The organism is Bacillus fonticola (genome assembly GCF_012955605.1).
GTDB lineage: Bacteria > Bacillota > Bacilli > Bacillales > JC228 > Bacillus_CG > Bacillus_CG fonticola.
This window is the reverse complement of the sequence record NZ_CP052135.1, coordinates 1,286,467-1,311,098: the sequence shown is the minus strand read 5'-3', so window position 1 is coordinate 1,311,098 and position 24,632 is coordinate 1,286,467. Positions and strand designations below refer to the sequence as shown.

18 protein-coding genes are annotated in these 24,632 nt (G+C 47.1%); 1 reads left to right on the top strand and 17 read right to left on the bottom strand.

Annotated features, from left to right (window positions below; translation table 11 throughout):
• Positions 1–6: 6 nt before the first annotated feature.
• The 3 genes from remA to HHK01_RS06410 all read right to left on the bottom strand — a co-directional run bounded on the left by remA (position 7) and on the right by HHK01_RS06410 (position 4,238).
• A complete protein-coding gene (gene remA / locus HHK01_RS06420; RefSeq protein ID WP_170008688.1) occupies positions 7–270 on the bottom strand; it encodes an extracellular matrix/biofilm regulator RemA in 264 nt (87 codons plus the stop codon).
• Between the two features lie 51 nt (positions 271–321).
• Positions 322–1,194 (bottom strand): YicC/YloC family endoribonuclease, encoded by an 873-nt coding sequence (locus tag HHK01_RS06415; protein ID WP_265575558.1) that lies wholly within the window; start codon positions 1,192–1,194, stop codon positions 322–324.
• 362 nt (positions 1,195–1,556) lie between these two features.
• A complete protein-coding gene (locus HHK01_RS06410) occupies positions 1,557–4,238 on the bottom strand; it encodes a calcium-translocating P-type ATPase, SERCA-type (protein WP_170007002.1) in 2,682 nt (893 codons plus the stop codon).
• A gap of 216 nt (positions 4,239–4,454) precedes the next feature.
• Between HHK01_RS06410 and HHK01_RS06405 the strand changes: the two genes are divergently transcribed.
• Entirely contained in the window at positions 4,455–6,173 is a 1,719-nt protein-coding gene (locus HHK01_RS06405; protein WP_170007001.1) for an Rqc2 family fibronectin-binding protein, read from the top strand.
• Between the two features lie 470 nt (positions 6,174–6,643).
• Here the strand turns inward: HHK01_RS06405 and HHK01_RS06400 are convergent, their stop codons facing one another.
• From HHK01_RS06400 to HHK01_RS06335, 14 genes are all read right to left on the bottom strand, one after another.
• A complete protein-coding gene (locus HHK01_RS06400) occupies positions 6,644–7,600 on the bottom strand; it encodes an ABC transporter ATP-binding protein (protein WP_170007000.1) in 957 nt (318 codons plus the stop codon).
• 14 nt (positions 7,601–7,614) lie between these two features.
• Entirely contained in the window at positions 7,615–8,637 is a 1,023-nt protein-coding gene (locus HHK01_RS06395) for an ABC transporter ATP-binding protein (protein WP_170006999.1), read from the bottom strand.
• Between the two features lie 16 nt (positions 8,638–8,653).
• The gene (locus HHK01_RS06390; RefSeq protein WP_170006998.1) at positions 8,654–9,574 is read right to left on the bottom strand and encodes an ABC transporter permease; all 921 of its coding nucleotides are present in this window, start codon (positions 9,572–9,574) and stop codon (positions 8,654–8,656) included.
• Between the two features lie 2 nt (positions 9,575–9,576).
• Positions 9,577–10,506 carry an ABC transporter permease gene (locus HHK01_RS06385; RefSeq protein WP_170006997.1) on the bottom strand — a complete coding sequence of 310 codons (930 nt, stop codon included), beginning with the start codon at positions 10,504–10,506 and terminating at the stop codon, positions 9,577–9,579.
• 236 nt (positions 10,507–10,742) lie between these two features.
• Positions 10,743–12,395, bottom strand: a complete 1,653-nt coding sequence (locus HHK01_RS06380) for a peptide ABC transporter substrate-binding protein (RefSeq protein ID WP_170006996.1) — start codon at positions 12,393–12,395, stop codon at positions 10,743–10,745.
• A 1,130-nt stretch (positions 12,396–13,525) separates the two neighbouring features.
• Positions 13,526–14,140, bottom strand: a complete 615-nt coding sequence (gene pyrE / locus HHK01_RS06375; protein WP_170006995.1) for an orotate phosphoribosyltransferase — start codon at positions 14,138–14,140, stop codon at positions 13,526–13,528.
• Positions 14,137–14,847: an orotidine-5'-phosphate decarboxylase gene (pyrF, locus tag HHK01_RS06370; RefSeq protein WP_170006994.1), complete on the bottom strand. Its 711-nt coding sequence runs from the start codon at positions 14,845–14,847 to the stop codon at positions 14,137–14,139. Before pyrF ends, pyrE begins: the two co-directional genes overlap by 4 nt.
• Positions 14,844–15,746 carry a dihydroorotate dehydrogenase gene (locus HHK01_RS06365; protein ID WP_170006993.1) on the bottom strand — a complete coding sequence of 301 codons (903 nt, stop codon included), beginning with the start codon at positions 15,744–15,746 and terminating at the stop codon, positions 14,844–14,846. Before HHK01_RS06365 ends, pyrF begins: the two co-directional genes overlap by 4 nt.
• A complete protein-coding gene (locus HHK01_RS06360; RefSeq protein WP_170006992.1) occupies positions 15,743–16,498 on the bottom strand; it encodes a dihydroorotate dehydrogenase electron transfer subunit in 756 nt (251 codons plus the stop codon). Before HHK01_RS06360 ends, HHK01_RS06365 begins: the two co-directional genes overlap by 4 nt.
• Positions 16,495–19,695: a carbamoyl-phosphate synthase large subunit gene (carB, locus tag HHK01_RS06355; protein WP_170006991.1), complete on the bottom strand. Its 3,201-nt coding sequence runs from the start codon at positions 19,693–19,695 to the stop codon at positions 16,495–16,497. The genes HHK01_RS06360 and carB overlap by 4 nt, the downstream gene beginning before the upstream one ends.
• A complete protein-coding gene (locus HHK01_RS06350; protein ID WP_170006990.1) occupies positions 19,682–20,797 on the bottom strand; it encodes a carbamoyl phosphate synthase small subunit in 1,116 nt (371 codons plus the stop codon). The genes carB and HHK01_RS06350 overlap by 14 nt, the downstream gene beginning before the upstream one ends.
• The gene (locus tag HHK01_RS06345; protein WP_170006989.1) at positions 20,794–22,077 is read right to left on the bottom strand and encodes a dihydroorotase; all 1,284 of its coding nucleotides are present in this window, start codon (positions 22,075–22,077) and stop codon (positions 20,794–20,796) included. The genes HHK01_RS06350 and HHK01_RS06345 overlap by 4 nt, the downstream gene beginning before the upstream one ends.
• Before the next feature lie 105 nt (positions 22,078–22,182).
• Complete coding sequence (locus HHK01_RS06340; protein WP_170006988.1) at positions 22,183–23,100, bottom strand: aspartate carbamoyltransferase catalytic subunit; 918 nt, start codon at positions 23,098–23,100, stop codon at positions 22,183–22,185.
• Between the two features lie 113 nt (positions 23,101–23,213).
• On the bottom strand, positions 23,214–24,536 hold the full coding sequence (locus tag HHK01_RS06335; protein ID WP_170006987.1) for a solute carrier family 23 protein: 1,323 nt from the start codon (positions 24,534–24,536) through the stop codon (positions 23,214–23,216).
• Between the last annotated feature and the right edge of the window lie 96 nt (positions 24,537–24,632).

Here is a 24,632-nt window from a genome sequence, read left to right as displayed (position 1 = left end):
TCTCTCCTACCCTTCGTCAACGAGATCTTCACGGTTCGTCAGCCGTTGTGCAACCGTTTCAGGCTGTACCGCTGCTAGGACTACGTGATCTGAGTCCATGATCAGCACTGCTCTCGTTCGTCTTCCATATGTTGCGTCAATGAGTGTACCACGATCCCTCGCATCTTGCACCAACCGTTTAATTGGTGCTGATTCGGGACTAACAATCGAGATGATACGCCCTGCAGACACAATGTTTCCAAATCCTACGTTTATTAGTTTCATGGTCAGCCTCCAGTAGCTAGTGACAGTTTTGCCTTCCTGTTACACGGCTAATCTCAGTTACTCTAAATTTTGGACTTGTTCGCGGATTTTTTCAAGTACTGTTTTACACTCGACGACAAAAGATGAAAGCTTGGCATCTTGTGATTTGGAGCCGATTGTGTTTACTTCCCTATTTAATTCTTGGATAAGGAAGTCCAATTTCCTGCCAATCGACCCGTTTTCGTATAGCGTTTGCTGAAATTGTTTGATATGACTTTGCAAACGAGTACACTCTTCTGAAATATCGGCTTTGTCTATCAACATCGCCATTTCGGTCAGTAGGCGCTGTTCTTCTACTTGTTCGGTAATGCCCCATTCACTTAATCGCTTTTGGATCCTCGTTTTGTACGCCTCGGCCACGTTTGTCTCTATACTTATAATGTTAGCTATCAGATTGTCAAACGTCGTCATTCGTGCCTGCAAATCGTCTTGAAGTGCTTTCCCTTCTTCGCGTTTCATTTGCTGAAGGTTCCACGTAGCTTCCTGACATACTTCCTCTACAAAAGACGTCCACTCCGACGCATCTTCGTTTTGTTCGGTCACGCTCAGCCATTCTTCCCGCTGCAACAGATCATGTAGACTCACATCACCAGCAAGCTGCTCGGCTTCCTTTATTTGTCGCAAAGCCATCACGAGGCTGTGTGCGAGCTCCACGTTAGCAGCATATCTTTGTTTCGTGAAGGCATCGCCCGTTACGCTAATCCATACTTCGACCCGCCCCCTTCCAACAGATCGTTGAATGATTTTTTTTAACGGCTCTTCTACATGCTGAATCGACTTTGGCAGGCGACAAATCACTTCGGCGTAACGATGATTCACCGACTTGATTTCGACGGTTACGATTCGACCATTGCGCTCTTGCTGACTCCGACCAAAGCCTGTCATACTCATGACCAAAAGCAGACACATCCTTTCTGTGTGATGAGCGTTTATGTAACTCGAAATGTTTAAGAGGATAGCGTAAGCTTGTTTCTCCAAAGTTATGGTCCTGTTATCCATCAAATAAAAAAGGCTACTTTCGAGGAAGGCTAAGGGCGCCACGTCCTCTGGCAACGCCTTCCTGACCCACGTCTTGTGGGCCTCCGCTCCAATCAACTATTTTATCAATGGTTTGTCTTATTAAAACCGATGACAAAAGCAACAATTTTTTAGTAAAGAGCCATAAAAAAAGAAGGCAATCGCCCTTCAAAAATGAGGAGCCATTCCCTTCATAATCTTACCATAAACCGAACTGTAATGCCTAAATACTTCGTCTACGAACGTCTTGCAAACAAAGACCCAATCCAGACAAACGTCGGAATGGCTGCGAATCCAACGATAAAGAGCCAGTCTGTTAAGCGAATCGGAACTGTGTGGAAAATCGGCTGGAGTGGTGGGAAGTAAATAACAACGAGCATCATGACGAGCGAAATCAGTACTGCCCACACTAAGTATTTATTTCCAAATGGATTGCGCGCAAAGACAGAGCGATCGCTTCGGCAGTCAAACACGTGAATGAGTTGTGCCATCACGAGCGTGGCAAATGCTACTGTTTGTGCGTAAACTAAGTTCGCTTCATTGCCTTGATATGTGATCAGGAATGCGGCCAGTGTGGCTAACCCGATTAAAAATCCACGCGATAGCACCTTCCACCCCAATCCTCTTGCAAAAACACCCTCTTTTGGATGACGCGGTTTGCGATTCATGACGTCATCTTCTGGTTTATCCAAACCTAAAGCCATCGCCGGTAAGCCGTCCGTCACTAAGTTTACCCAAAGAATTTGGATCGGGACGAGTGGGAGTGGTAAAGCCATCAGCATCGCAAAGAGCATGACGAGAATTTCCCCCACGTTGGAGGCGAGCAAGTAGCGAATAAACTTGCGGATGTTCTCGTAAATGTTTCGCCCTTCGTGAATGGCGGATTTTATCGTCGCAAAGTTATCATCGAGCAAGACGAGTGAGGACGCTTCCTTCGATACATCTGTCCCAGTAATTCCCATCGCCACCCCGATGTCTGCCGTTTTAATAGCAGGTGCATCGTTTACGCCATCACCGGTCATCGCGACGATATGCCCTCTATTTTGTAGCGCTTTAACGATTTTCAGTTTGTGCTCGGGTGAGACGCGGGCAAAAACAGTCGTCTCATCAACGACTTCCTCTAATTCTTCTAAACTCATTTTGTTCAGCTGGACGCCTTCTAGCACTCTATGCTGCGGTTCTAAAATGCCTAAGTCCGTCGCAATCGCTTTTGCCGTAATGACGTGGTCTCCGGTAATCATGACTGTTTTAATTCCGGCGGCTTTACACTCTTTGACAGCTTGACGTACCTCTTTACGCGGCGGGTCGATCATGCCTTGCAACCCGATAAACTGCAACTCTTTTTCCAGCTCATCCACAGCACCGACTCTGTACCCTGCGTCAAGAGGCTTATACGCAATCGCGATCGTTCGCAACGCCTGTTGATTCATCGAAACGATCGATTGCTGTACCTTTTTTCGGTAATCCTCGGAAAAGTATTGACGTTTTCCTTTTGAAAGAATGGCGTCACAGCGCTCGATGACGATATCCGGAGCCCCTTTAGTTACTGCAAAACGTTTACGGTTTTCATCCTCTACAATTACCGTCATCATTTTCCGTTCAGAATCAAACGGGATCTCGTCAATAATTTCAAATTGGTCGAGGATTCCTTGGCGCGAGAGCCCTGCCTTCAAAGCAGCAACGAGGAGTGCGCCTTCTGTAGGATCACCATCGAGTACGTACCCTGTGTCTCCTTCTTTCAAGTCCGCATGGTTACACAGTAGCCCGAAAGTGAGTAACTGATGAAGGGCGCGGTCTTCTTTCGGGAGAATGTTTACACCAGTGTCTTGATTGGTAAATACACCTTGTGGCTCATACCCATTTCCTGTCACTCCATACAAATGGTCGTTCGTCCAAAGCGTCGTCACCGTCATTTTGTTTTCGGTCATCGTTCCCGTTTTATCTGAACAAATAACCGATGCACAGCCTAACGTTTCTACAGCTGGAAGTTTCCTTACAATGGCATTTTTCCGAATCATCCGGTGAACACCGAGTGACAAAGCAACAGTCACGATGGCAGGTAACCCTTCTGGAATGGCTGCTACTGCCAAGCTAACACCGGTAAAGAACATCGTGTACACGTCATGCCCTTGCAAAACGCCAACGAGTACAACAAGAACGGTTAAACCGAGTGCTGCCGCGATCAAAATCTTCCCTAACTGCTCCAGTTTTCTTTGCAAAGGGGTAATCATTTGCTCCGCTTTTTGGATGAGATCGGCAATTTGCCCCATCGCCGTCTTCATACCTGTGCCGACAACAACACCGACTCCCGATCCACGCGTAACGAGCGTGCCCATAAACGCCATGTTCGTCAAGTCACCAAGTGATGGGCTCTCCTCGTGTAACACTCCGGTCGTTTTTGTGACTGGCACAGACTCCCCTGTCAGCGCAGATTCTTCAATTTCTAAACTCGTTGTTTGCACTAAGCGGACGTCCGCCCCAATACGATCCCCACTCGTAAACTTTACGATGTCGCCCACAACAACTTCTCGAGAAAGAATGCGAATCCATTCCCCGTCTCTAAGTACAGTCACTTGTGGAGCGGACAGTTCCTTTAATGCATGCAGAGACTTTTCTGCTTTTCGTTCTTGATAAAACCCTAAAAAACCATTTAGCAGCACAATCGCCATAATCGCAATGGCGTCGATGTATTCGCCTAAAAGACCTGAGATGAGTGTCGCTGCTAATAACACGAGCACCATGAAATCTTTGAACTGACTAAAAAACAACAGTACCGTGGATTGCTTCTCGCCGTCTTCCAGCTCGTTAAATCCGTACTGTTTGCGCCGTTTAGTCACTTCTTTTTCAGATAACCCGTGCTGGGCACTCGTTTGCAAGACATCTTCAATTTTTTCTTGATCCAACTGGTGGTAATTCATGCGTCTGTCGATCCTCCTTCTGAATGGGTTGTCCTCCCTTGATCATATTCACCCTTGTCCTAAATCATGCTTATGGAGGGTGAAAAGCGTTTCTGTCGGGCCCACACGACGTGGGTGAGAAAGTCGTTGTGACAGGACGTCACGCCTTTAGCCTTTCATCCTTGGTTTTGTTTGCTATAATTGGGGTTAATGTAAATTGAGAGTAGAGGTGCTACCATGAGTTTTGACGGATTATTTACACGCGCGATGGTGGCCGAATGTGCTGAGCGTCTTGTAGGTGGAAGAATTACAAAAATACACCAACCGTTCCCACACGACATTACAGTAACTGTTCGAGCAAACGGGAAAAACGACCGATTACTCTTATCTGCTCATCCAACGTTTCATCGCTTTCATATAACAGAAGAGACTTTACCAAACCCACAGCAACCTTCGCTATTTTGTATGGTGCTTCGGAAGCATTTAGAAGGTGGTATTTTGGAGGAAGTTACGCAGCACGGACTAGATCGAATCGTCACCTTTGTCGTGAAATCCCGGGACGAACTTGGGGATTGGAAAGTGAAGTGGCTCCGCATCGAGCTCATGGGACGACATAGTAATTTGTTTGTTATAGATGCAGAAAGCGGAAAAATTTTGGACGCGATGAAGCATTTATCACTCGCCGTGAACCGGCACCGAACTGTGTTACCTGGACAGCCGTATGTGTTCCCGCCCGCTCAAGATAAGCGAGATCCGCTGCTTGCAACAGAGGAAGAGATCGCCCGCGTTGTCGATTATTTAGCAGGAAAACTGGATAAACAACTCATTGCCAACTGGGCAGGCCTCTCCCCCCTACTGGCAAAAGAAATTGTGCTGAGGGCTGGACTGGCCAATCGGGAGACGCTTCCGAAGGCGTTTGTTGAGGTTATGACACAACTACGCGAAGGCAACTATGAGCCGACCGTTTATCGTCGTGGTGAGAAGGAAGGTTTTTACCTGTTCCCACTGCGACAGATGAAAGGGTCTGGGCAAGCCTTTGCCACAGTAAACGAAGCGGTCACTGCCTTCTATCGCCAAAAGGCAGAGCGTGATCGGATGAAGCAACGTTTGCACGACCTGGAGCGTGTGATTCGCCAAGAAAAAGAACGAAGTGAAAACAAGATTCCTAAGCTAAAAGCCACATTAGAAGACGGAGAAAAAGCGGCTACCTACCAGCTATTCGGTGAGTTATTAACGGCGCATATGCATGAAGTAAAGCGCGGAATGAAGGAAATTTCGGTGCTGAACTATTATGATGAGGACGGCGGAACGGTCACGATTCCCCTCGACGAGAACAAACAGCCTGCTGAAAACGCGCAACGTTACTTCCGGAAGTATCAAAAAGCGAAACTAGGCATCCACCATGCAAAGGAACAGCTCGACATAACCGAACGCGAACTCGACTACTTTGAAGGTTTGCTCCAACAAATGGAAGTCGCCTCGCATGAGGATGTAGAGGATATTCGCGAGGAGCTAACGGAACAAGGCTACTTACGAGACAAACAAAAAAACAGAAAGGTGCGCAAGCCGTCAAAACCTTCCTTAACTAAGTACACAGCGCCAGACGGCACCTCGATTTACGTCGGGAAAAACAATAAGCAAAACGAATACGTGACGATGAAATTTGCCCGCAAGCAAGATTGGTGGTTCCACACGAAAGACATTCCAGGGTCGCATGTTGTCATCCGCGAACAAGAGCCATCAGAAGAAGCGATCCACCTGGCCGCAGAGCTCGCAGCCTACTTTAGTAAAGCACGTGCCTCTAGCTCGGTCCCTGTCGACACGACGAAAATCGCCAGCGTCTGGAAGCCTAACGGTGCAAAACCAGGGTATGTCACGTATGAGGGACAACAAACTCTTTATGTGACGCCAGATGAGGAGAAGATTCTTGGGCTAAAGAGTGAGCAGACATCGTAAGTGAGGTAGGGAAACGGCTACAATTTGTCGATAAGTATTACGCTAAAATCACGGGGATTTTTTTAGCAATAGGCTTGCTTAGCTTTTTCTTCAAAGTAAGGAAAAGAGCCTCCGCCCTAAGTTGGGCGGAGGCTTTGTACGTGAGTCTGCGTATTTTGCCCTAAGTCTGAGCATTCTCTGCTGAGTCTGAGCATTCTCTGCTGAATCTGAGCATTCTTTACTAAGTCTGAGCATTCTCTACTGAGTCTGAGCATTCTCTACTAAGTCTGAGCATTCTTTACTAAGTCTGAGCATTCTCTGCCGAGTCTGAGCATTCTCTACTAAGTCTGAGCATTCTCTACTAAGTCTGAGCATTCTCTACTAAGTCTGAGCATTCTCTACTAAGTCTGAGCATTCTCTACTAAGTCTGAGCATTCTCTGCCGTACGGAAAAAATTGAACTTGTCGTTACTGGTCTATAGCTACCGAATGTTACGCGTACAGATGACACGCTACAAAGTGTTGGTCTTGTACTTCACGTAATTTCGGTTTTTCTGTTTTGCATTCGGGTTTGACGTGTGGGCATCTTGAGGCATACACGCAGCCTTTCGGGGGGTTCACTGGACTTGGGATCTCCCCGGTTAGTGCTTTTCTTTCTGCAGTTTTTGATGCCACATCTAAATCAGCTACAGGGATTGCCTCCATCAATGCTGTCGTATAAGGATGCAAAGGGGTCTCATACAGCTTCGCACTCGTCGTGAGCTCCAGCATATTACCTAAATACATGACACCGATGCGGTCACTGATATATTTTACCATCGACAAATCGTGTGAGATAAATAGATAGGTTAATTTCTTTTCTTTCTGTAAATCTATGAGCAAATTCACAATTTGCGCTTGCACAGACACATCCAACGCCGAAATCGGTTCATCTGCGATAATAAAATCCGGCTCGACCGCTAGAGCACGGGCGATTCCGATTCTTTGTCTTTGACCCCCGCTAAATTCATGGGCATAACGGTTCGCATGCTCGCGATGAAGTCCGACCGTTTCGAGGAGTTCATACACCTTTTCCATACGTTCTTTTCCTTTATATAACCCATGAATCACGATCCCCTCAGATATAATGTCGCCAACCGTCATGCGAGGGTTCAGAGAGGCGTATGGGTCTTGGAAGATCATTTGCATCTTTTGGTTCATTTTCTTTACTTCATTTCGCTTCATTTTGTGGACGTCTTTTCCATCAAAGAGTACCTGTCCTTCCGTTGCTTCATACAATCGAATAATCGTTCGTCCGGTCGTTGACTTCCCACAACCAGACTCTCCGACTAACCCGAGAGTTTCCCCTTCATAAATTTCAAATGAAACGTTGTCGACTGCCTTTAATGTATTTCCATTTTCGATATGAAAATATTTTTTTAAGTTTTGGACTTCTAATATTTTTTTCACTAATTCATCCCCCCTTACCCATTTGATGCATCGTGAAGCTCAACCGTTGGATCCACCCTCGGAGCCCGCTTATCTAGTAACCAACAGTTGGCTGCTTGCGTTTTAGATAATGGGGACGCTTCCGGATCATATTCGTCGCATACGTCCATAGCATATTGGCACCGCGCAGCAAACGCACAACCCTTTATCGAGGTAGCTAAATCAGGAGGCGTGCCATCAATAGACGTGAGCCGTTGTGTTTGATCTTGATCTAATTTCGGAACGGAATGCAGTAATCCAAGTGTGTATGGGTGCTTTGCATTGTTGAAAATGTCCTCTGTCGTGCCGTTCTCAACTATTTTCCCTGCATACATGACATTCACCCGATCAGCAAATTTCGCTACAACGCCTAAATCATGGGTAATCAAAATAATCGCCATGCCCATTTTTTCCTGTATTTCTTTTAGTAAATCTAATATTTGCGCTTGAATAGTAACATCCAATGCAGTCGTTGGCTCATCTGCTATTAAAAGATCAGGCTCACAAATAATGGCCATCGCAATGACAATCCGTTGTCTCATGCCTCCACTTAGCTGGTGAGGGTATTTGTTACAACAATGCACAGCGTTAGGAATACGCACCAATTGAATTAATTCGATCGCCTGCTTACGTGCCTCTTTCATGGTGATCCCTTTATGGACAACGAGCACTTCAGCGATTTGATCGCCTACCTTCATCGTCGGATTCAATGAAGTCATCGGATCTTGAAATATCATTCCGATTTTCGATCCTCTAATTTGAGCAAGTTCTTTTTTGCTCATCGTCGTTATTTCATTCTCATTAAATAAAATCGAGCCCTTTTTGACGGAACTTCCTTTTGGGGGAAGTAGTTTCATAATACTTTTGGCGGTAACCGATTTCCCTGAACCTGATTCCCCCACAATAGCCAAAACCTCTCCCTTGTTCACATGGAACGAAACGCCTCTTACGGCATGAACCGACCTATTTTTCGATTCGAAATGTACGTGTAAGTCTTTCACTTCCAATAAACAGCTCATTGAAAATCCCCCTCTACTATTTTCTAAGCTTTGGATCAAGTGCATCCCTTAGCCCATCACCGAGTACGTTAAAGGCAAACATGGTGAGTGAGATAAATAAAGCAGGGAAAAATAATCTCCAAATCTCTCCTGTAAGCAAGGTAACAAGCCCTTCAGCAGTCATCGTTCCCCAACTCGCTAAAGGTACAGGTACTCCCAAACCGAGAAAACTTAGCGTAGCTTCAGCGAAAATAGCTCCTGGTACAGACAGTGTAATACTGACGATAATCGGACCCATTGAATTTGGAATTAAGTGTTTAAAAAGAACCCGAAAGAAATTTGCCCCTAACACTCTCGATGCCAACACAAACTCTGATCCTTTCAACCTTAATATTTCCCCGCGTACGAGGCGTGCCATCCCAATCCATCCAGTTGCTGCCATTGCAATAATAATCGTGACCAAACCAGGCTTCAATACGACCATGAGGAGAATCGTGATGAGCAAATGTGGTAATCCGTATAACACATCCACAATTCGCATCATGACTTCATCTGTTTTTCCACCCTTATAAGCAGCAATTCCTCCCCAGATGACACCGACGATGAGGTCGATTAAAACCGCTGTAATGCCAATAAATAAAGAAATTCGAGCGCCTACCCACGTTCTCGCAAATATATCTCGTCCTAAATCGTCTGTTCCAAACCAATGCTCTGCTGATGGTGGCAAGTTAGAGTCAAGCAACGTCTGATCTGAATAGGAGTACGGCACAAGAAAGGGTCCTATAATAGCCATCGTAATTAATAAAACAATCAATGCAAAACCAGTCATCGCCAGTTTATTTTGTCTTAACCGGATAAAAGCGTCCTTCCAGAAAGAGATACTAGGCTTGTCGTGAATTTGTTCATCTGCTACTTTTTTTCCTTTATATCGAAACAGTTTATCTGGTACAGTTTGCAAGTCTAGTCCCTCCCTTTCATGAAGCGAATACGAGGATCAATTAGTCCGTAAGCGATGTCTACTAGAATGATGAAGAACACTAGAATACCGCTATAAAACACAGCTGTACCTAAAATAAGCGGATAGTCTCTGTCAACAATTCCCTCAACAAAGTATTTTCCTAATCCAGGGATCCCGAATATTTGCTCGATGACAAAGCTGCCCGTTAAAATCGTCGCTGTGATAGGGCCTAGAATGGTCACAACCGGAATTAACGCATTTCGTAAAACGTGACGGAAGAGAAATCTTGGACCTCTTACCCCTTTAGCGATAGCTGTTTGAATATAGTCCATCGATAACACTTCCAATAAACTAGACCGGGTAAGACGGGCAATATAGGCCATCGGTGCCATCGCTAACGCCAAACTAGGCAACACCGTATGACTCCACGTCCCCCAAGTCGCCACCGGAAACCATTGAAGCTCAACAGCAAGATACTTAATTAAGATTGTCGCAAAAATAAAACTTGGGACAGAAAGACCAATGATGGCAATCACCATCGACATGTAATCAAGCCCACTGTTATGTCTAAAAGCCGCTATAATTCCTAACAATATCCCAAAAAAGGTAGCAAAGAGAATTGCCTGTATACCGAGTATGGCTGAGACAGGAAACCCTGAAACAATCAATTCGTTGACAGATTGGTTTTCCCACTTAATCGATGGACCGAAGTCAAATAACAGCGCCCCTTTTACGTATTTCCAATATTGAACGAGGATTGGATCATTCAGTCCGTAATAGTTCCTCAAATTTTCGAGCACTTGTTCTGGAATTCTCGCTTCGCTCGTAAACGGATCACCGGGTATGGCATTCATTAGGAAAAAGGTTAAGGTGATAATCGCAAATAGTGTGATGATTACTCCAAAAAGTCTTTGAACGATAAACTTGCGCAAGACAGACTACCTCCTTATCAACGCTCTGACAACCTGTTCGTAGATTCACTATCAACTACTTAGTCTACTTGTCATCAATAGCAGAGCTGTAAAGTACACACACTTGCTAATCCAAAAGAAAAAGGGGTAATAACTGAAAAAGTGTGCTTTATCACACACTTTTTCAGTCGATACGTGTTCATGATCTCGTCATGTGATCTGTAATAAAATAACGAAATATCAGAAAGTACTTCCGGCTATTCTTTGTAGGCTTCACGGTAGTCAATCGCTTGAATTGGGAAGCGTAGTATCCCCTTCACATTTTCTTTTTGTAAATACACATCCGTACCGTAGTAAAGAGGAGCGATCGCCATTGCGTCTATCAAGACTTTTTCAGCGTCAACCATTAACTGTGCGCGCTTTTCTAGATCAGTCTCTACTTCTGATTGTGCGATGAGATCATCGTATTCAGGGATGGAGATATTGCTGTAGTTGTAAATATCCCCTGTCGTAAATTGACCCATTAAGTTGCTCGCATCGTCGTAATCAGCACCCGTACTATAAATCGCAAACTCGTAATCACCTGATTTTACCGTTTGAATAAATACTTTCTGTTCCATTGTTTGCAAAGTGATGTCGATACCTAAGTTCTGCTTCCACATCTCTTGCATTGCCTGAGTAAGCTTGTTATACGTATCGCTCGTTTGGAACAGCAATGTAGTCTCTGGGAACGAAGATAATCCGAGCTCCTGTAAGCCTTCCTCTAGCAATTGTTTCGCCGTTTCGACGTCATTGTCCTCATAAAGAGCATCTCCAGCTAGACTTCTAAATTCGCCCGCCCCACTGCCAAGACCTGGCGGAATGAAGGCAAGTGCTGGTGTTTCGCCACCTTGAGTGACCCGATCGACGATTAATTGACGATCCAACGCAAGTCCGAGGGCTCTTCTAATTTTTTCGTTTGCAAATAGCTCTGTGTCATTGTTATAGCGCAAGTAGTACATTCTCGCAGCAGGTGCTTTTTCAGCTTCACCTGAAGCGATCAAGTCGCTCTTTATGCTATTAGGGAAGTTGCTTGAAACATCAATTTCACCCGCTTGGTACATGCCGTATTCGGTGTTTTGATCGTTTACCATCGTCCACTTTAGTTCTTCTAACTTCACCTTGTCTTTAGCCCAATAGTTTTCGTTAGGTACCATGACTAATTCTTGGCCATGATCCCAGCTTTGGAGTTTGAACGGACCATTTGAAACAAATGTGTCAGCCTCTGACGCCCATTCAGGATTTGACTCTGCTACTTCTTTATTAATAGGCAGCACACTAAAGAAAGAGGTGAGCCCTAAGAAAAAGGAGGTAGGTCGCTCTAACGTGACCTCAAAAGTAGTTTCGTCGATAACTTTCATACCTAGCTCGGCCGGATCTGTAATTTCTCCGCTGTTATACTGTACGGCATTTTTGATAAAGAACAAGTTGCTTACTAAAGGTGCGGCTGTTTCAGCTCGAAGCGACCGTTCCCAAGAATAGAAAAAGTCTTCAGCCGTCACTTGATCACCGTTCGACCACTTAGCGTTTTCATTTAAGTAAAAAGTATAAACAAGCCCATCATCGGAAATTTCCCATTCCTTCGCCACCCCTGGAACGGCCTCGGCGTTTTCATCTAGACGAACAAGTCCTTCGAATAACTGATTCGCAATTTCACCAGCAGTCCGATTATCAATTAATGGCGGATCCAAACTCGGTGGTTCAGTTAGTGCGTTAACAATCAAAACTTGCTCTGCCCCGCTATCGTTACCTGGTGTGTCATTACCACCATCCTGGCCATTCGTGCTTTCCGAATTACTACAAGCGGAAATGAGTACAGAAACCGCTAATAGCAGCAGCATAAAAAAGTGTTTTTTTGTGAACCTCTTCATGTTTCTCCCCCTCTTATAAACGAATCATCATGTAAAGTCTTCCAAACGGTATGTCCAGCCAACTCCTTCCTAAATTGCTAGTTTTTTATAGTTAAAAAGGGTACGATCAACAAGTGATAGATCCCTTTTTCACCAAACGTGATGAATATAAATCTGAAAACACGGAATTTAAATGTAATTAGAAGATTTGGAAAATTAATGTTATAACGTTCCTCCATCTTTGTATAAATATAACTACACTGTAAATATTCATGCAATAATCGTGTGATTATTTCCTAAAATCAGATATCTAATTGGAACTATAATAAAATTGCTTCAGGAGCATGTCAACTGTTTTTTTCTGAATCATCAATTTCTAAAATATATGAATATTTTAAAACCTATTATAACCTTTTGGCAGCAAATATTCAATCCTCATTTTTGATCTGCATAAGTTACAACAACCACTTTTTGTTCGTCTACATTGGTTATTCCACATGGTGAGAAGGTGATTTGGCGCAGTAACACAGTAAGGCCAGTGCCTTCATCCTAAGTTGATTGGGGGTGCTTGCACACAAGCCGTTGACGAAGCAGGGTGAGAGAAAAAAGCAGTAGTTGCTGGGAATAGGTAAAATTGCTTAAATAAAACGCCGTAATATGGTAAACAGCTCTTAAATTGGGATTAACGCTCTTATCTCCGGATTAGCGCTCTTATCTCCGGATTAACGCTCTTATCTCCGGATTAACGCTCTTATCTCCGGATTAGCGCTCTTATCTCCGGATTAGCGCTCTTATCTCCGGATTAGCGCTCTTATCTCTGGATTAACGCTCTTATCCCCGATTAGCGCTCTTATCTCCGGATTAACGCTCCTATCCCCGGATTAACGCTCTTATCCCCGGATTAACGCTCTTATCTCCGGATTAACGCTCTTATCCCCGGATTTAACGCTCTTATCCCCGGATTAACGCTCTTATCCGAGGATTAACGCTCTTATCCGAGGATTAACGCTCTTATCCGAGGATTAACGCTCTTATCCGAGGATTAACGCTCTTATCCGAGGATTAACGCTCTTATCCGAGGAATAAACTCTATTCGAAGATCGACTTATAAAGAAAACCCGCGGAACACGCTGTCCACGGGAAGGTATATCTTATTTAGAAGAGGAAAACTTCTTGTGCCACTCTTTCACTGCTCGTACGTCTACTTTGTCTCCATCTAACAACGGAAGTAGATCATCAAATTGATACAAGCTGTGTGCTTCCACCTCTAACTCAGCAAACGTTTCGACTGCTTTTTGCAATCCGTACGAGAACAGCGATGTGATGCCTACCACCTCGTATCCTTCTCTCGTACAAGCCTCTACTGCATTCGCGCTACTTCCGCCTGTTGAGATCAAATCTTCCACGATCAGCACCTTCACACCCCGACCGATCCCGCCTTCGATTTGTTTGCCCAGACCGTGAGCTTTCGGTTTGGAGCGTGCGTAGCCCATTGGTAAATCGAGTTCTTCGGCGAGCCAAGATGCGTGTGGGATGCCGGCAGTTGCTGTTCCGATCACCGCGTCTACGCCGGCAAACTCACGCAAAATTAATTCCTTCCACTCACTAACAAGCTGTCTTCTCACCGTTACGTCGCTGAACACGTTCCGGAAGTCACAGTACATTGGGCTCTGCATACCACTTGACCAGACAAATCCTTCTTTCGTGTCTACTTGCAAAAATCCTTTTTCCATGCACATTTGGAGCCCTGATGTTGTCACATTCATGAACGTACGCCCCTTCCTTGTTCGAACGCTTCTAGCATCGTTTCATACGCTTCGTTTCGATTGAGTTTTCCCGTGATCGAGCGTCCGACTACGAGGTGATCGCTTTCCCTTCGTCCAGCTTCTTCTGGTGTCGCGACGCGTTTTTGGTCGTGGGAGGCGTCTGCTTGCAAACGAATACCTGGTGTCACGATCGTCGCTTCTGGATAGAGTGCACGAACTCGGTCACTTTCCCACACGGAGCACACGATGCCGCCTACTCCCGCTTGTTTCGCTAAGCGTGTTTGGTGCGCCACCCACTCTTCTGGGCTTAGCTCGGTTTGAAAGGTTTCGCGAAGCATATTCTCTTCCATGCTCGTCAATAAGGTCACAGCAAGCAGCTTCGTCGTCGGGTTCTCCCCTTGTACTTCCTCCACTGCTTCCCTGGCTCGCTTCATCATCTCGACACCGCCGTTCGCACAAATTGTAATAAAATCAACGTGTAGCTGTGCTAATTGCTTTGTCGCTTTGTAGACCGTGTTCGGAATGTCGGTCATTTTCACATCTAGGAAGATGCGGCAGCCTTTTTCTTGTAGCACCTGCACAAGCTCGTTCCCGCCTCGATAATAAAGCTCCATGCCGACTTTGACAAAACGGTTTTCCGGTGCTAACTCATCCACGATCGCAATCGCCTCGTCCGTTGTCGGTACATCCAATGCGACGTAAATCATACGCCCACCTCCTGCCGTTTGTTCCACGCCCAGCCGCTACCAGTGATCGTTTCTTCCAGCTCGTTTGCGATATCCACACAAATCGTCGGTTGTTTGAAGTGGGCTGTTCCGACTGCGACTGCGTCAGCCCCTGCTTGCAGAAATTCAAGAACGTCTGCTGACTTGTCTATGCCGCCCATCCCAATGATCGGCACATTTACAGAATTTCTCACTTCATACACCATGCGCAAGGCGACAGGCAAAATCGCCCCACCACTCAGTCCGCCTACTCCATTAGCCAAGATCGGCGTACCAGTTGTCGGTGAAAACCGCATACCAACGAGTGTGTTAATCAAACTAAGTCCGTCTGCACCACCTGCTACAGCGGCCTTCGCACAGTCCACAATGGAAGTAACGTTTGGCGATAGTTTCATATAAAGAGGCACCCTCGACACTTGCTTCAACCGACGCGTTAATTCTTCAATCTTATTAGCGTCTTGCCCGAACGCGATGCCACCTTCCTTCACGTTTGGACAAGAGATGTTTACTTCGATTGCGTCACAAAGACCACTTTCTGATAAAGCTTTCACAACGGTTTCGTAGTCTTCCTCGGTCGACCCGGCTACGTTTGCCAAAATAGGAATGTCGTATTGTCTGAGAAACGGGAGCTTTTTTTGCAGTATGACGGCGAGACCTGGGTTTTGCAGGCCGATCGCATTGAGCATTCCATGAGGGGTCTCAACCGTTCGCGGTGTAGCGTTCCCCGTGCGTTTTTCAACGGTAATCGCCTTTGTCGCAATCGCCCCAAGCTCATTCAGGTCAAACCATTTCGCATAATCTTCCCCAAAACCGAAGCAACCCGATGCCGGCATGAGGGGGTTTTTCATGTTCAAACCTGGTAGGTTAACAGCTAGACTCATAGTGCCACCTCCTGCAATGCAAACGCTGGTCCGTCGCAGCAAATTCGTTTGCTGTCCCCATCATGTAGGGGCTGAACGCACGACAGACAAGCGCCAATTCCGCAAGCCATACGTCCTTCCAGCGCGGCATAGCCTTCCTTCTTCCAAAGTGCCTGCACCGCTTTCATCATGCCGTGAGGACCACACGTGTAAAGAACGTCATGCGCATCCTCTTGCAAGAGTGCTGCCACCCCATCTATGACAAGTCCTCTGCGCCCGTAGCTTCCGTCGTTCGTGTACACACGCACGTCGCAGCCTAACTCGACAAAGCGTGCCTCGTAAAACCGCTCGCTCGTAGTGGCAAATCCGATAACCACACAAACATCGATCCCTCTACCCCGCAGCACCTTCGCTAGTGCAAACAACGGCGGAATCCCGACACCTCCGCCTACTAAGACGACGCGCGTCTCAGTAGAAAGGTGGTAGATCTCAAAGCCAGTGCCTAGTGGCAGCATCCCCGTGAGCTTTGCGCCTGGTTGCAGGCTCGTCATCGCCTCGGTCCCCGCTCCAACGCGCTTATAGACGATCGTACACATGCCTTTGCTTCCATCCGCAATACTGAACGGTCGCGCCAACGAATACGAACCTCCTAGATCCAAAAAGGCAAATTGTCCGGGAGTGAAGCCCTCAAATTGAGGAGCCTCGAGTTCTAATTCAAACACCGTGTCCGTCAGTTGACGCTGAGATGTAACCGTCAAGGTGTGCTTTCTCATACGAGCGTTTCCTCCCGTCTGTTTCTCGAAAGTAAGGAGAACTGGATCGATTCGACCGCTGTGCATAATGCTTCTAGCGTATCTAGCGACGTGAGACACGGAATGCCGCGCTCAACCGCTGCTCTGCGTAGTTGAAATCCGTCACGAACTGGTGTGTGTCCTTTCGTCCATGTATTGACGACTAAGGCGATTTCACCAGAACGGACCGCTTCGTATACGTTGTTGCCGTCTTGGCCGATTTTTGCCTTTACTTCGTCGATGCGAACACCATGGTTTTTCATGAACTCGGCTGTTCCTGATGTTGCACATAACACGTAGCCGAGCGACTGCCATCTTTTCGCAAGGTGCAGTGCTTCTTCTTTGTCTTTATCCGCGATCGTAAATAGAATTTTCCCGCCTTCTTTCATCTCAATACCGGCGGCGAGGAAGCCTTTGTACAAAGCTTTCGAGAACGTAACATCTGTACCGATCGCTTCTCCTGTTGACTTCATTTCTGGGCCGAGTTGCACGTCAACGCGGTGTAGCTTGGCGAACGAGAACACCGGCATCTTCACAGAAATGTTTTGCTCGTACGGGTGCATTCCTGCTTTCAATCCGAGCTGGTCAAACGTGTAGCCGAGCGCGAGCATCGTCGCCCATTTTGCTAACGGAATATACGTCGTTTTTGCTAGGAACGGAAGTGTTCGGCTCGCGCGTGGGTTCACCTCAATGACATACACACCCCACTCATTTGCAACAAATTGCAAATTCAGAATTCCTTTTGCCCCAAGCTCCTTCGCGATCAATGTCGTTTGGCGGACGATTTCGTTTTGAATGTAAGTTGAAATTCGTTGTGGCGGATACACCGCGATTGAGTCGCCAGAGTGCACACCTGCTCGCTCCACATGCTCTAAAAGTCCCGGTAGCAAGACGTTCTCGCCGTCTGTAATGCAGTCTACTTCAACTTCGATTCCTTTGACGTACCGGTCAAGTAGCAAAGATTTGCCTGCTTGGAACGGTTTTTCATCCGTGATCATGCGACCGAGCTCTTCGTGAGACTCGACGACATGCATCGCGCGACCTCCGAGTACGTACGAGGGGCGCAAAATCAACGGATAGCCGAGCTTTTCAGCAAGTGTATATGCTTCTTCCTCTGAATGAGCAATTTCGCCTTCTGGTTTCGCCAAGCCGATGCGTTTCACAAAGTCCTCGAACCGTCCTCGATCTTCTACCTCGTCGATTTGATCGTTTGAAATTCCGAATAGGTGGACTCCTCTTGCTTCGAGTGCTTCGGCAAGACCGATCGCTGTTTGCCCACCGAATTGGACGAGTACGCCTTCTGGTTTTTCTTGCTCGACGATGTGCAGGACATCTTCTACTGTCAAAGGTTCAAAATAGAGGCGATCGCTTTGCGAGTAGTCTGTCGATACCGTTTCTGGATTGTTGTTGACGACGATAGCCTCATAGCCTGCCTCACGCACCGCTTGTGTGGCGTGTACGCATGAGTAGTCAAACTCGATGCCTTGCCCGATACGAATTGGGCCTGAACCAAGGATGAGCACACTTTTTTTGTCTGTCGGAATCGCTTCTTGTTCTGTTTCGTACGTCCCGTAAAAGTATGGTGTTTTCGCTTCAAACTCCGCCGCGCACGTGTCGACCATTTTGTAAACAGGTGTGATGCCTTTATCTTTACGGAACTTCTCCACTTCCTCGTACGATGCGTTCCAAAGTCGAGCGATTTCATCATCAGAGAAGCCGGTCTCCTTTGCACGTCGCAGTTTGCGCTCGTCCCAAGGCGCTTTCTCTAACGTTCTTTCCATTTGTACGATATCTTGCAATTCATAAAGGAAGAATTCGTTGATTGAAGACCACGTGGCGATCTGATCTACGCCAATTCCACGTCTGAGTGCTTCTGCGATGTAAAACAAACGCTCATCGCCTGGCTTTTCAATACGTTTTTGCAGGAGCTCATGAGAGATGTCTTCTAGTGGCAAGCGCAAATGCGAAACGTTCATTTCTAGTGAGCGTACTGCTTTTAAGAGCGATTCTGTAAACGTACGCCCGATCGCCATAACCTCACCTGTTGCTTTCATTTGTGGGCCAAGCGTGCGGTGCGCAGTGAGAAACTTGTCAAACGGAAAGCGTGGTAGTTTCGTCACGACGTAATCGAGTGCGGGCTCGTAGCTTGCGTATGTCGATTCTGTAATCGGGTTTTCGAGTTCGTCAAGCGTATAGCCGACAGCTAATTTGGCCGCGATTTTTGCAATCGGGTACCCTGTCGCTTTACTCGCGAGCGCGGAGGAGCGACTGACGCGCGGGTTTACCTCGATGACATCGTAAGCAAAGCTCTCTGGATCTAAGGAAAACTGAACGTTACAGCCTCCCTCAATTCCGAGCGCATTCAAAATACGAATTGCGGAGTTACGAAGAATTTGATGGTCCTTATCGGTTAGCGTTTGTGATGGAGCGACAACGACGGAGTCACCTGTGTGCACACCAACCGGGTCAATGTTTTCCATATGACACACAACGATCGTGTGCCCGTTATGGTCGCGCATCATTTCGTATTCGAGCTCTTTTCGACCGGCAATCGACTTTTCGACCAAAATTTGCGTAACAGGCGAGGCTTCTAGTCCCGTTTTGGCACGTTTGATGAGCTCTTCTTCGTCTTCACACAATCCGCCTCCTGTACCGCCTAGCGTATAGGCAGGACGCACGATGACTGGATAGCCGACTGATTCAGCAAATTTTTTCGCTTCTTCCACTGTTTCACAACTTTCGCTCTCTGGAACAGGCTCGCCTAGCTCTTCCATCAATTCACGGAACAGTTTACGATCCTCGGCTTTTTCAATCGCATCCAAATCGCTACCAAGAAGTTCAACACCGTATTGAGCGAGAATACCCATTTTGGATAACTCAACCGCCAAATTCAGAGCGGTTTGCCCTCCTAGTGTTGGGAGTAGTGCACACGGTCGTTCTTTTTGGATGATACGAGTGAGGTAAGAAGCAGTCAGTGGCTCCATGTACACTTCATCAGCAATGGATTCGTCTGTCATGATCGTCGCCGGGTTCGAGTTGACAAGGATGACGCGGTAGCCTTCTTCGCGGAGAGCAAGACACGCTTGCGTTCCTGCGTAATCAAATTCGGCTGCTTGCCCGATTGAAATCGGACCAGATCCGATGACGAGAATCGTTTGTAGGTCGTTACGCTTTGGCATTCGTGTTTCCTCCTTGTAGGACAGGTTGTTTTGACGTGCGGCGGTCGTTCATTTGTTTGAAAAACGGTTCGAAGCATGGGGCTGCGTCGTGCGGCCCTGGTGAGGCTTCTGGGTGAAATTGTACGGATGTGACCGGGTTGGTTTTATGAATTAATCCTTCTACAGTGCCATCGTGAAGCGCTGTATAGCTTACGTCAAACTGTTGCAATAACTCTGGTGAAGAAACGACTGCGTATCCATGGTTTTGTGACGTCATCCACATTTGACCTGTTCTTTCGTCTTTGACAGGATGGTTTGCACCGCGATGGCCGAAGAGGAGTTTTTCCGTGTCTCCACCGAATGCGCGCGCTAGTAGTTGATGGCCGAGACAAATTCCGAACACAGGCAAACGCGCTGTTAAGTCTTGAATCATCGGCAATACTTCATCAACATCTTTCGGGTCTCCAGGTCCGTTCGACAGGAGAACACCGTTCGGGGCATACGCCAAAATCTCTTTCGAAGATGTATGGTAAGGCACGACCGTCACTTGACAGCCAGCTTCTTGCAAACAAGTGAGGATGTTTCGCTTCACACCAAAATCGACAACGACAACGTGGTGTCCTTTACCAGGAATCGTGTACGGGCTTGGCGTTGAGACGCTACGGACGAGCTCTTCTCCTTTGTACGCTTGAAGCTTGTACAAGGCGTCCTCTACGGATGTGCCTTCTGGAAACCAGCCACCCATCATGACACCTTTCGTTCTAAGTTTGCGAACGAGCGCACGCGTGTCCATCCCTTCTGAAATCATGACATTGTGCGAGCTCAAGAACTGTCCAAAGCTCTCCACTTGGCGCCAATACGCTGGTGTACGGTGAAGCTTTTTAACGATTATTCCTTTGGCAAAGGGGCGTGCGCTTTCGGAATCCTCTTTGGACACGCCGACATTGCCGATCATCGGTGAGGTCATGACGATAATTTGGCCAGCGTAGGAAGGGTCTGTTAGTACTTCTTGGTAGCCTGTCATGCTCGTTTGGAACACGACTTCTCCGATGATCGGTGTATGAATCTTCCCTAGTGTCTCGTTTTCGTATACTGTGCCATCTTCTAGTACAAACATTGTCATACCCGTACCTCCTCAAATACAATGTGTCCGCCAACGATCGTCATGACGGGAATTCCTTGTACGTCCCAGCCAGAAAACGGCGTGTGACGTCCTTTTGTCGCAAAGTTGTCTGGTTGGATGGTTTGCTTTTTTTGTAAGTCAAGTAGAGTAATATCTGCGACTGATCCTGGTTCGATGATGACTTGCTGGACGTTGAAGATGTTACGTGGTACTGTCGTTAAGCTTTCTAGCAATCTCTCGAGTGAAAGTGTGCCCGGCAAAACAAGATTCGTATACAGTACCGAGAAGGCAAACTCGAGTCCAACGACGCCAAATGGAGCGGTCGTGATCTCCCCTTCTTTTTCAGCCGGTGTGTGCGGCGCGTGATCTGTCGCAACGCAGTCGATCGTCCCGTCAAGCAAACCTTCTAGCAAAGCAGCTTGATCCTCTTTTGATCGAAGGGGTGGGTTCATTTTGTAATGACCGCTAATTTCCGTGATGTCGTCTTCGCACAGTAGTAGGTGGTGCGGTGACACTTCGGCTGTTACTGGGATACCGGCTGTTTTCGCGTCACGGATGAGGCGAACGCTTTCCTTTGTGCTCACGTGGCAAACGTGGTAGCGGCAGCCTGATTCTTCCGCCAGCAAAATATCGCGACCAACGTGGATGCTTTCAGATAGTGAGGAAATGCCTGGAATGCCGAATCGTTCAGAAACGGCTCCTTCGTGGAACACGCCTCCTTCTGCGACGAGTGCTTCTTCTTCGCAGTGGGCGACGATTGGCTTTTGTAGATGGGCTGCACGCTTCATCGCTTCGAGCATCGTGGCAGGATTTTGTACCCCTTTGCCGTCATCTGTGAACGCGATGCAGTCGGTCATTTCATTGAATGGGACGAGTTCAGCACCGGCTAGCTGTTTCGTAATGCTGCCGTATGGGGAGACGCGAACAACTGCTGTTTCTTCTACTCGTTTCTGGAACGCTTGGAGCTTTTCCGCTGAGTCTGGTGTCGGATTGGTGTTTGGCATTGGAAATACGTGCGTGAAGCCGCCTTTTGCTGCTGATGCCGTTCCAGTAGCAATCGTTTCCTTTGCCTCGCCGCCCGGTTCGCGCAAATGAATATGTACGTCGATTAGGCCAGGCGAGCAGTGAAGACCTGTACCGTCGATTTCTTGGGCATTTTGTGTTGCTAACTCGTAAGGAGTCGTGACGGCTACGATATGCTCTCCCTCGATCCACACATCCTGACCCTTCCATTCGTTGTTGTCTCGCAATACAAGTACGTTTCTCAATACCTTCTTCATCGTGACACCAGTCCTTTCGTTTTTTATTACAGGCTTGCGCGTTACTCACCGAGGTTCATGTGTTTACTACCGAGAACCAAGATTTCACTACCGACTCTCCCCTCCTCACACCGACATCGGTGCATCCTCCACTTGCTTCGATTGATTTGTCATAAGCTCATGCAAAATCGCCATGCGCATGAACACGCCATTTTTCATTTGCTGAAAGATTCTTGAGCGCTCAGAGTCAACCATGCTCGATTCTATTTCTACACCCCTGTTAATCGGAGCGGGATGCATAACGATCGCGTGAGGCTGCATTTTGTTCGCGAGTGCTTCTGTTAAGCAAAAAGTACGCGTTTCTGCTTGGTAACGAGTTGGATCTTCTACTCGCTCCCACTGATTTCGTAAGCAGTACACGACGTCAGCAGAAGAAACGGTCTCATGGAGTTCAATCCGCTCTCCATACTGCAAAAACCCCTCGTCCCAGCCCCAATCTGGAGCACTGAACGTCATAGTGGCACCAAGTTTTTGCAGAAGCTTTGCGTTAGAACGGGCTGCGCGGTTGTGCGCGATATCCCCGATGATCGCAACTCGAAGATCTTTCCATGCACCAAATTCTTCATGCATCGTCCAAACATCTAGCAAACTTTGCGTCGGGTGAGCCCCGCTTCCGTCCCCTCCGTTTACTAAGGAGAACGAAGCGTCATCCAAAAATTCCTCCCAATACCGGGTCGTGCTATGGCGCATGATGGCTATGTTCATCCCGATCGCCTCAAAAGTTTTAACCGTATCAGCTAATGACTCGCCCTTTTGCGTGCTCGACGTCCCCTCGTGCAGAGTGAGCACCTGATAACCAAGTCGTTTCGCCGCAGCCTCAAAGCTCACACGTGTCCTCGTACTCGGCTCAAAAAACAACTGCCCAACAAACACAGGTTCTTTCATCGTCGGCGGGGCCTCTCCACCCTTCCAGCGCTTTGCCTGTTCACAAAGTTTGAGGACACCCTGTTCAGTTAACCCATCAATATCAAGAAGATGATTCATCCATGTTCACCCTTCCTATTTCGGGAACTGGTACCACCCGGATTTTGTCGAATTCACTTCGAGATGCTATTCGACATATTTCGGGGCGTACCAGTTCCCGCAGTTCCCGCAGTTTACGCGGCTTTCTTTGTAGAAGCTTCGAACATCTCTTCCTTTTTCGGGACTTCCCGACCAGGTAAGATGAGGTTGAGTAAGATACCGACAATGGCTGCGAGTGCCATGCCTTGGAGCGTGAAGTTTTCTGTGAATTGAACGAACGCTCCCCCGATCCCGATGACAAGGATGCATGAAGGAATGATTAGGTTACGTTTTTCAGACATGTCTACTTTGTTGTCGATCATCATGCGAAGGCCACTTGTAGCGATAATTCCGAATAAAAGGATCGATACGCCGCCCATAACCGCTGTCGGTATGGTCGTAAGGAAAGCTGAAATTTTCCCGATGAATGCGAATGAGATGGCTAACACAGCTGCTCCTCCTAGCACAAAGACGCTGTAGATTCTAGTGATGGCTAAAACACCGATATTTTCTCCGTACGTTGTATTGGGTGGTCCACCGAGGAAACTCGCGATAATGGTTGCTAATCCGTCTCCAAAAATGGAGCGGTGCAGACCTGGTTTGTGCAAGAAATTTCGCCCGACGACTTTACTCAATACCATTTGGTGACCTGTATGTTCAGCAAATGTTACGAGTGCGACAGGTACCATGAGCAACACGATGTCCCACGAAATACTCGGTGCGTAGTGAATAAACGGTATCGTCACGTTTGGTAGTGCAAACCAAGGAGCGGCTGTAACAACAGAGAAGTCAACGAGGCCGACGAATATACTCGTTACGTACCCAACAACAATTGCGACTAAGATCGGAATAAACTGTAGGAATCCTTTTGTGATTAACGAGCAACCAACCGCTGCTGCTAGTGTGATACCCGCTACAAGTATGTGCTTCCCGCTATAAATAAGATCAGCTTGTGGTGCACCTGGATTTTCATACATCGCCATCCCTACTGCTGTCCCGGCAAGTCCGAGACCGATAACCATAATAACAGGGCCAACAACGATCGGTGGAAGGAGCGCAATGAGCCAGCCCGATCCGGCAACCTTAATGCCTAGTGACACTAACAAGTACACGATCCCGACGACGAGTCCGCCCATCATCGCTGCCCCAACGCCTTCATTTGCAATAATGAAAGACATCGGCGCGATAAAGGCGAAGGATGACCCAAGATAAGCAGGAATTTTTCCCTTCGTACAAAGAAGGTAAGCAAGCGTTCCAACCCCTCCTGAAAGAAGTGCAATGGAAGGATCTAGACCGACGAGCATCGGAACAAGAACAGTCGCACCGAACATCGCAAATAAGTGTTGGAAGCTAAGCGCTGCCCATGTCTTTCCACTCGGTTTTTCATGAACGTCTAATGTTGGTTGTTGTGTATTCATAGGGGGTTCCTCCTTGTAATTGAGCAAAATAAAAACCCTTTGCCATAGAGTAAGCAAAGGGTTTTTTTTGAGCGGACTTGTGGACAGACTACGCCC

Excerpts from the sequence above, each read along its gene's own strand:
- HHK01_RS06335 (WP_170006987.1), bottom strand. The coding sequence starts at position 24,536 with ATGAATACACAACAACCAACATTAGACGTTCATGAAAAACCGAGTGGA.
- HHK01_RS06365 (WP_170006993.1), bottom strand. The coding sequence starts at position 15,746 with ATGAGTCTAGCTGTTAACCTACCAGGTTTGAACATGAAAAACCCCCTC.
- HHK01_RS06360 (WP_170006992.1), bottom strand. The coding sequence starts at position 16,498 with ATGAGAAAGCACACCTTGACGGTTACATCTCAGCGTCAACTGACGGAC.
- pyrF (WP_170006994.1), bottom strand. The coding sequence starts at position 14,847 with ATGATTTACGTCGCATTGGATGTACCGACAACGGACGAGGCGATTGCG.
- HHK01_RS06405 (WP_170007001.1), top strand. The coding sequence starts at position 4,455 with ATGAGTTTTGACGGATTATTTACACGCGCGATGGTGGCCGAATGTGCT.
- HHK01_RS06415 (WP_265575558.1), bottom strand. The coding sequence starts at position 1,194 with ATGAGTATGACAGGCTTTGGTCGGAGTCAGCAAGAGCGCAATGGTCGA.
- carB (WP_170006991.1), bottom strand. The coding sequence starts at position 19,695 with ATGCCAAAGCGTAACGACCTACAAACGATTCTCGTCATCGGATCTGGT.
- HHK01_RS06395 (WP_170006999.1), bottom strand. The coding sequence starts at position 8,637 with ATGAGCTGTTTATTGGAAGTGAAAGACTTACACGTACATTTCGAATCG.
- pyrE (WP_170006995.1), bottom strand. The coding sequence starts at position 14,140 with ATGAATGTGACAACATCAGGGCTCCAAATGTGCATGGAAAAAGGATTT.
- HHK01_RS06345 (WP_170006989.1), bottom strand. The coding sequence starts at position 22,077 with ATGAAGAAGGTATTGAGAAACGTACTTGTATTGCGAGACAACAACGAA.
- HHK01_RS06380 (WP_170006996.1), bottom strand. The coding sequence starts at position 12,395 with ATGAAGAGGTTCACAAAAAAACACTTTTTTATGCTGCTGCTATTAGCG.
- HHK01_RS06350 (WP_170006990.1), bottom strand. The coding sequence starts at position 20,797 with ATGACAATGTTTGTACTAGAAGATGGCACAGTATACGAAAACGAGACA.
- HHK01_RS06340 (WP_170006988.1), bottom strand. The coding sequence starts at position 23,100 with ATGAATCATCTTCTTGATATTGATGGGTTAACTGAACAGGGTGTCCTC.
- HHK01_RS06410 (WP_170007002.1), bottom strand. The coding sequence starts at position 4,238 with ATGAATTACCACCAGTTGGATCAAGAAAAAATTGAAGATGTCTTGCAA.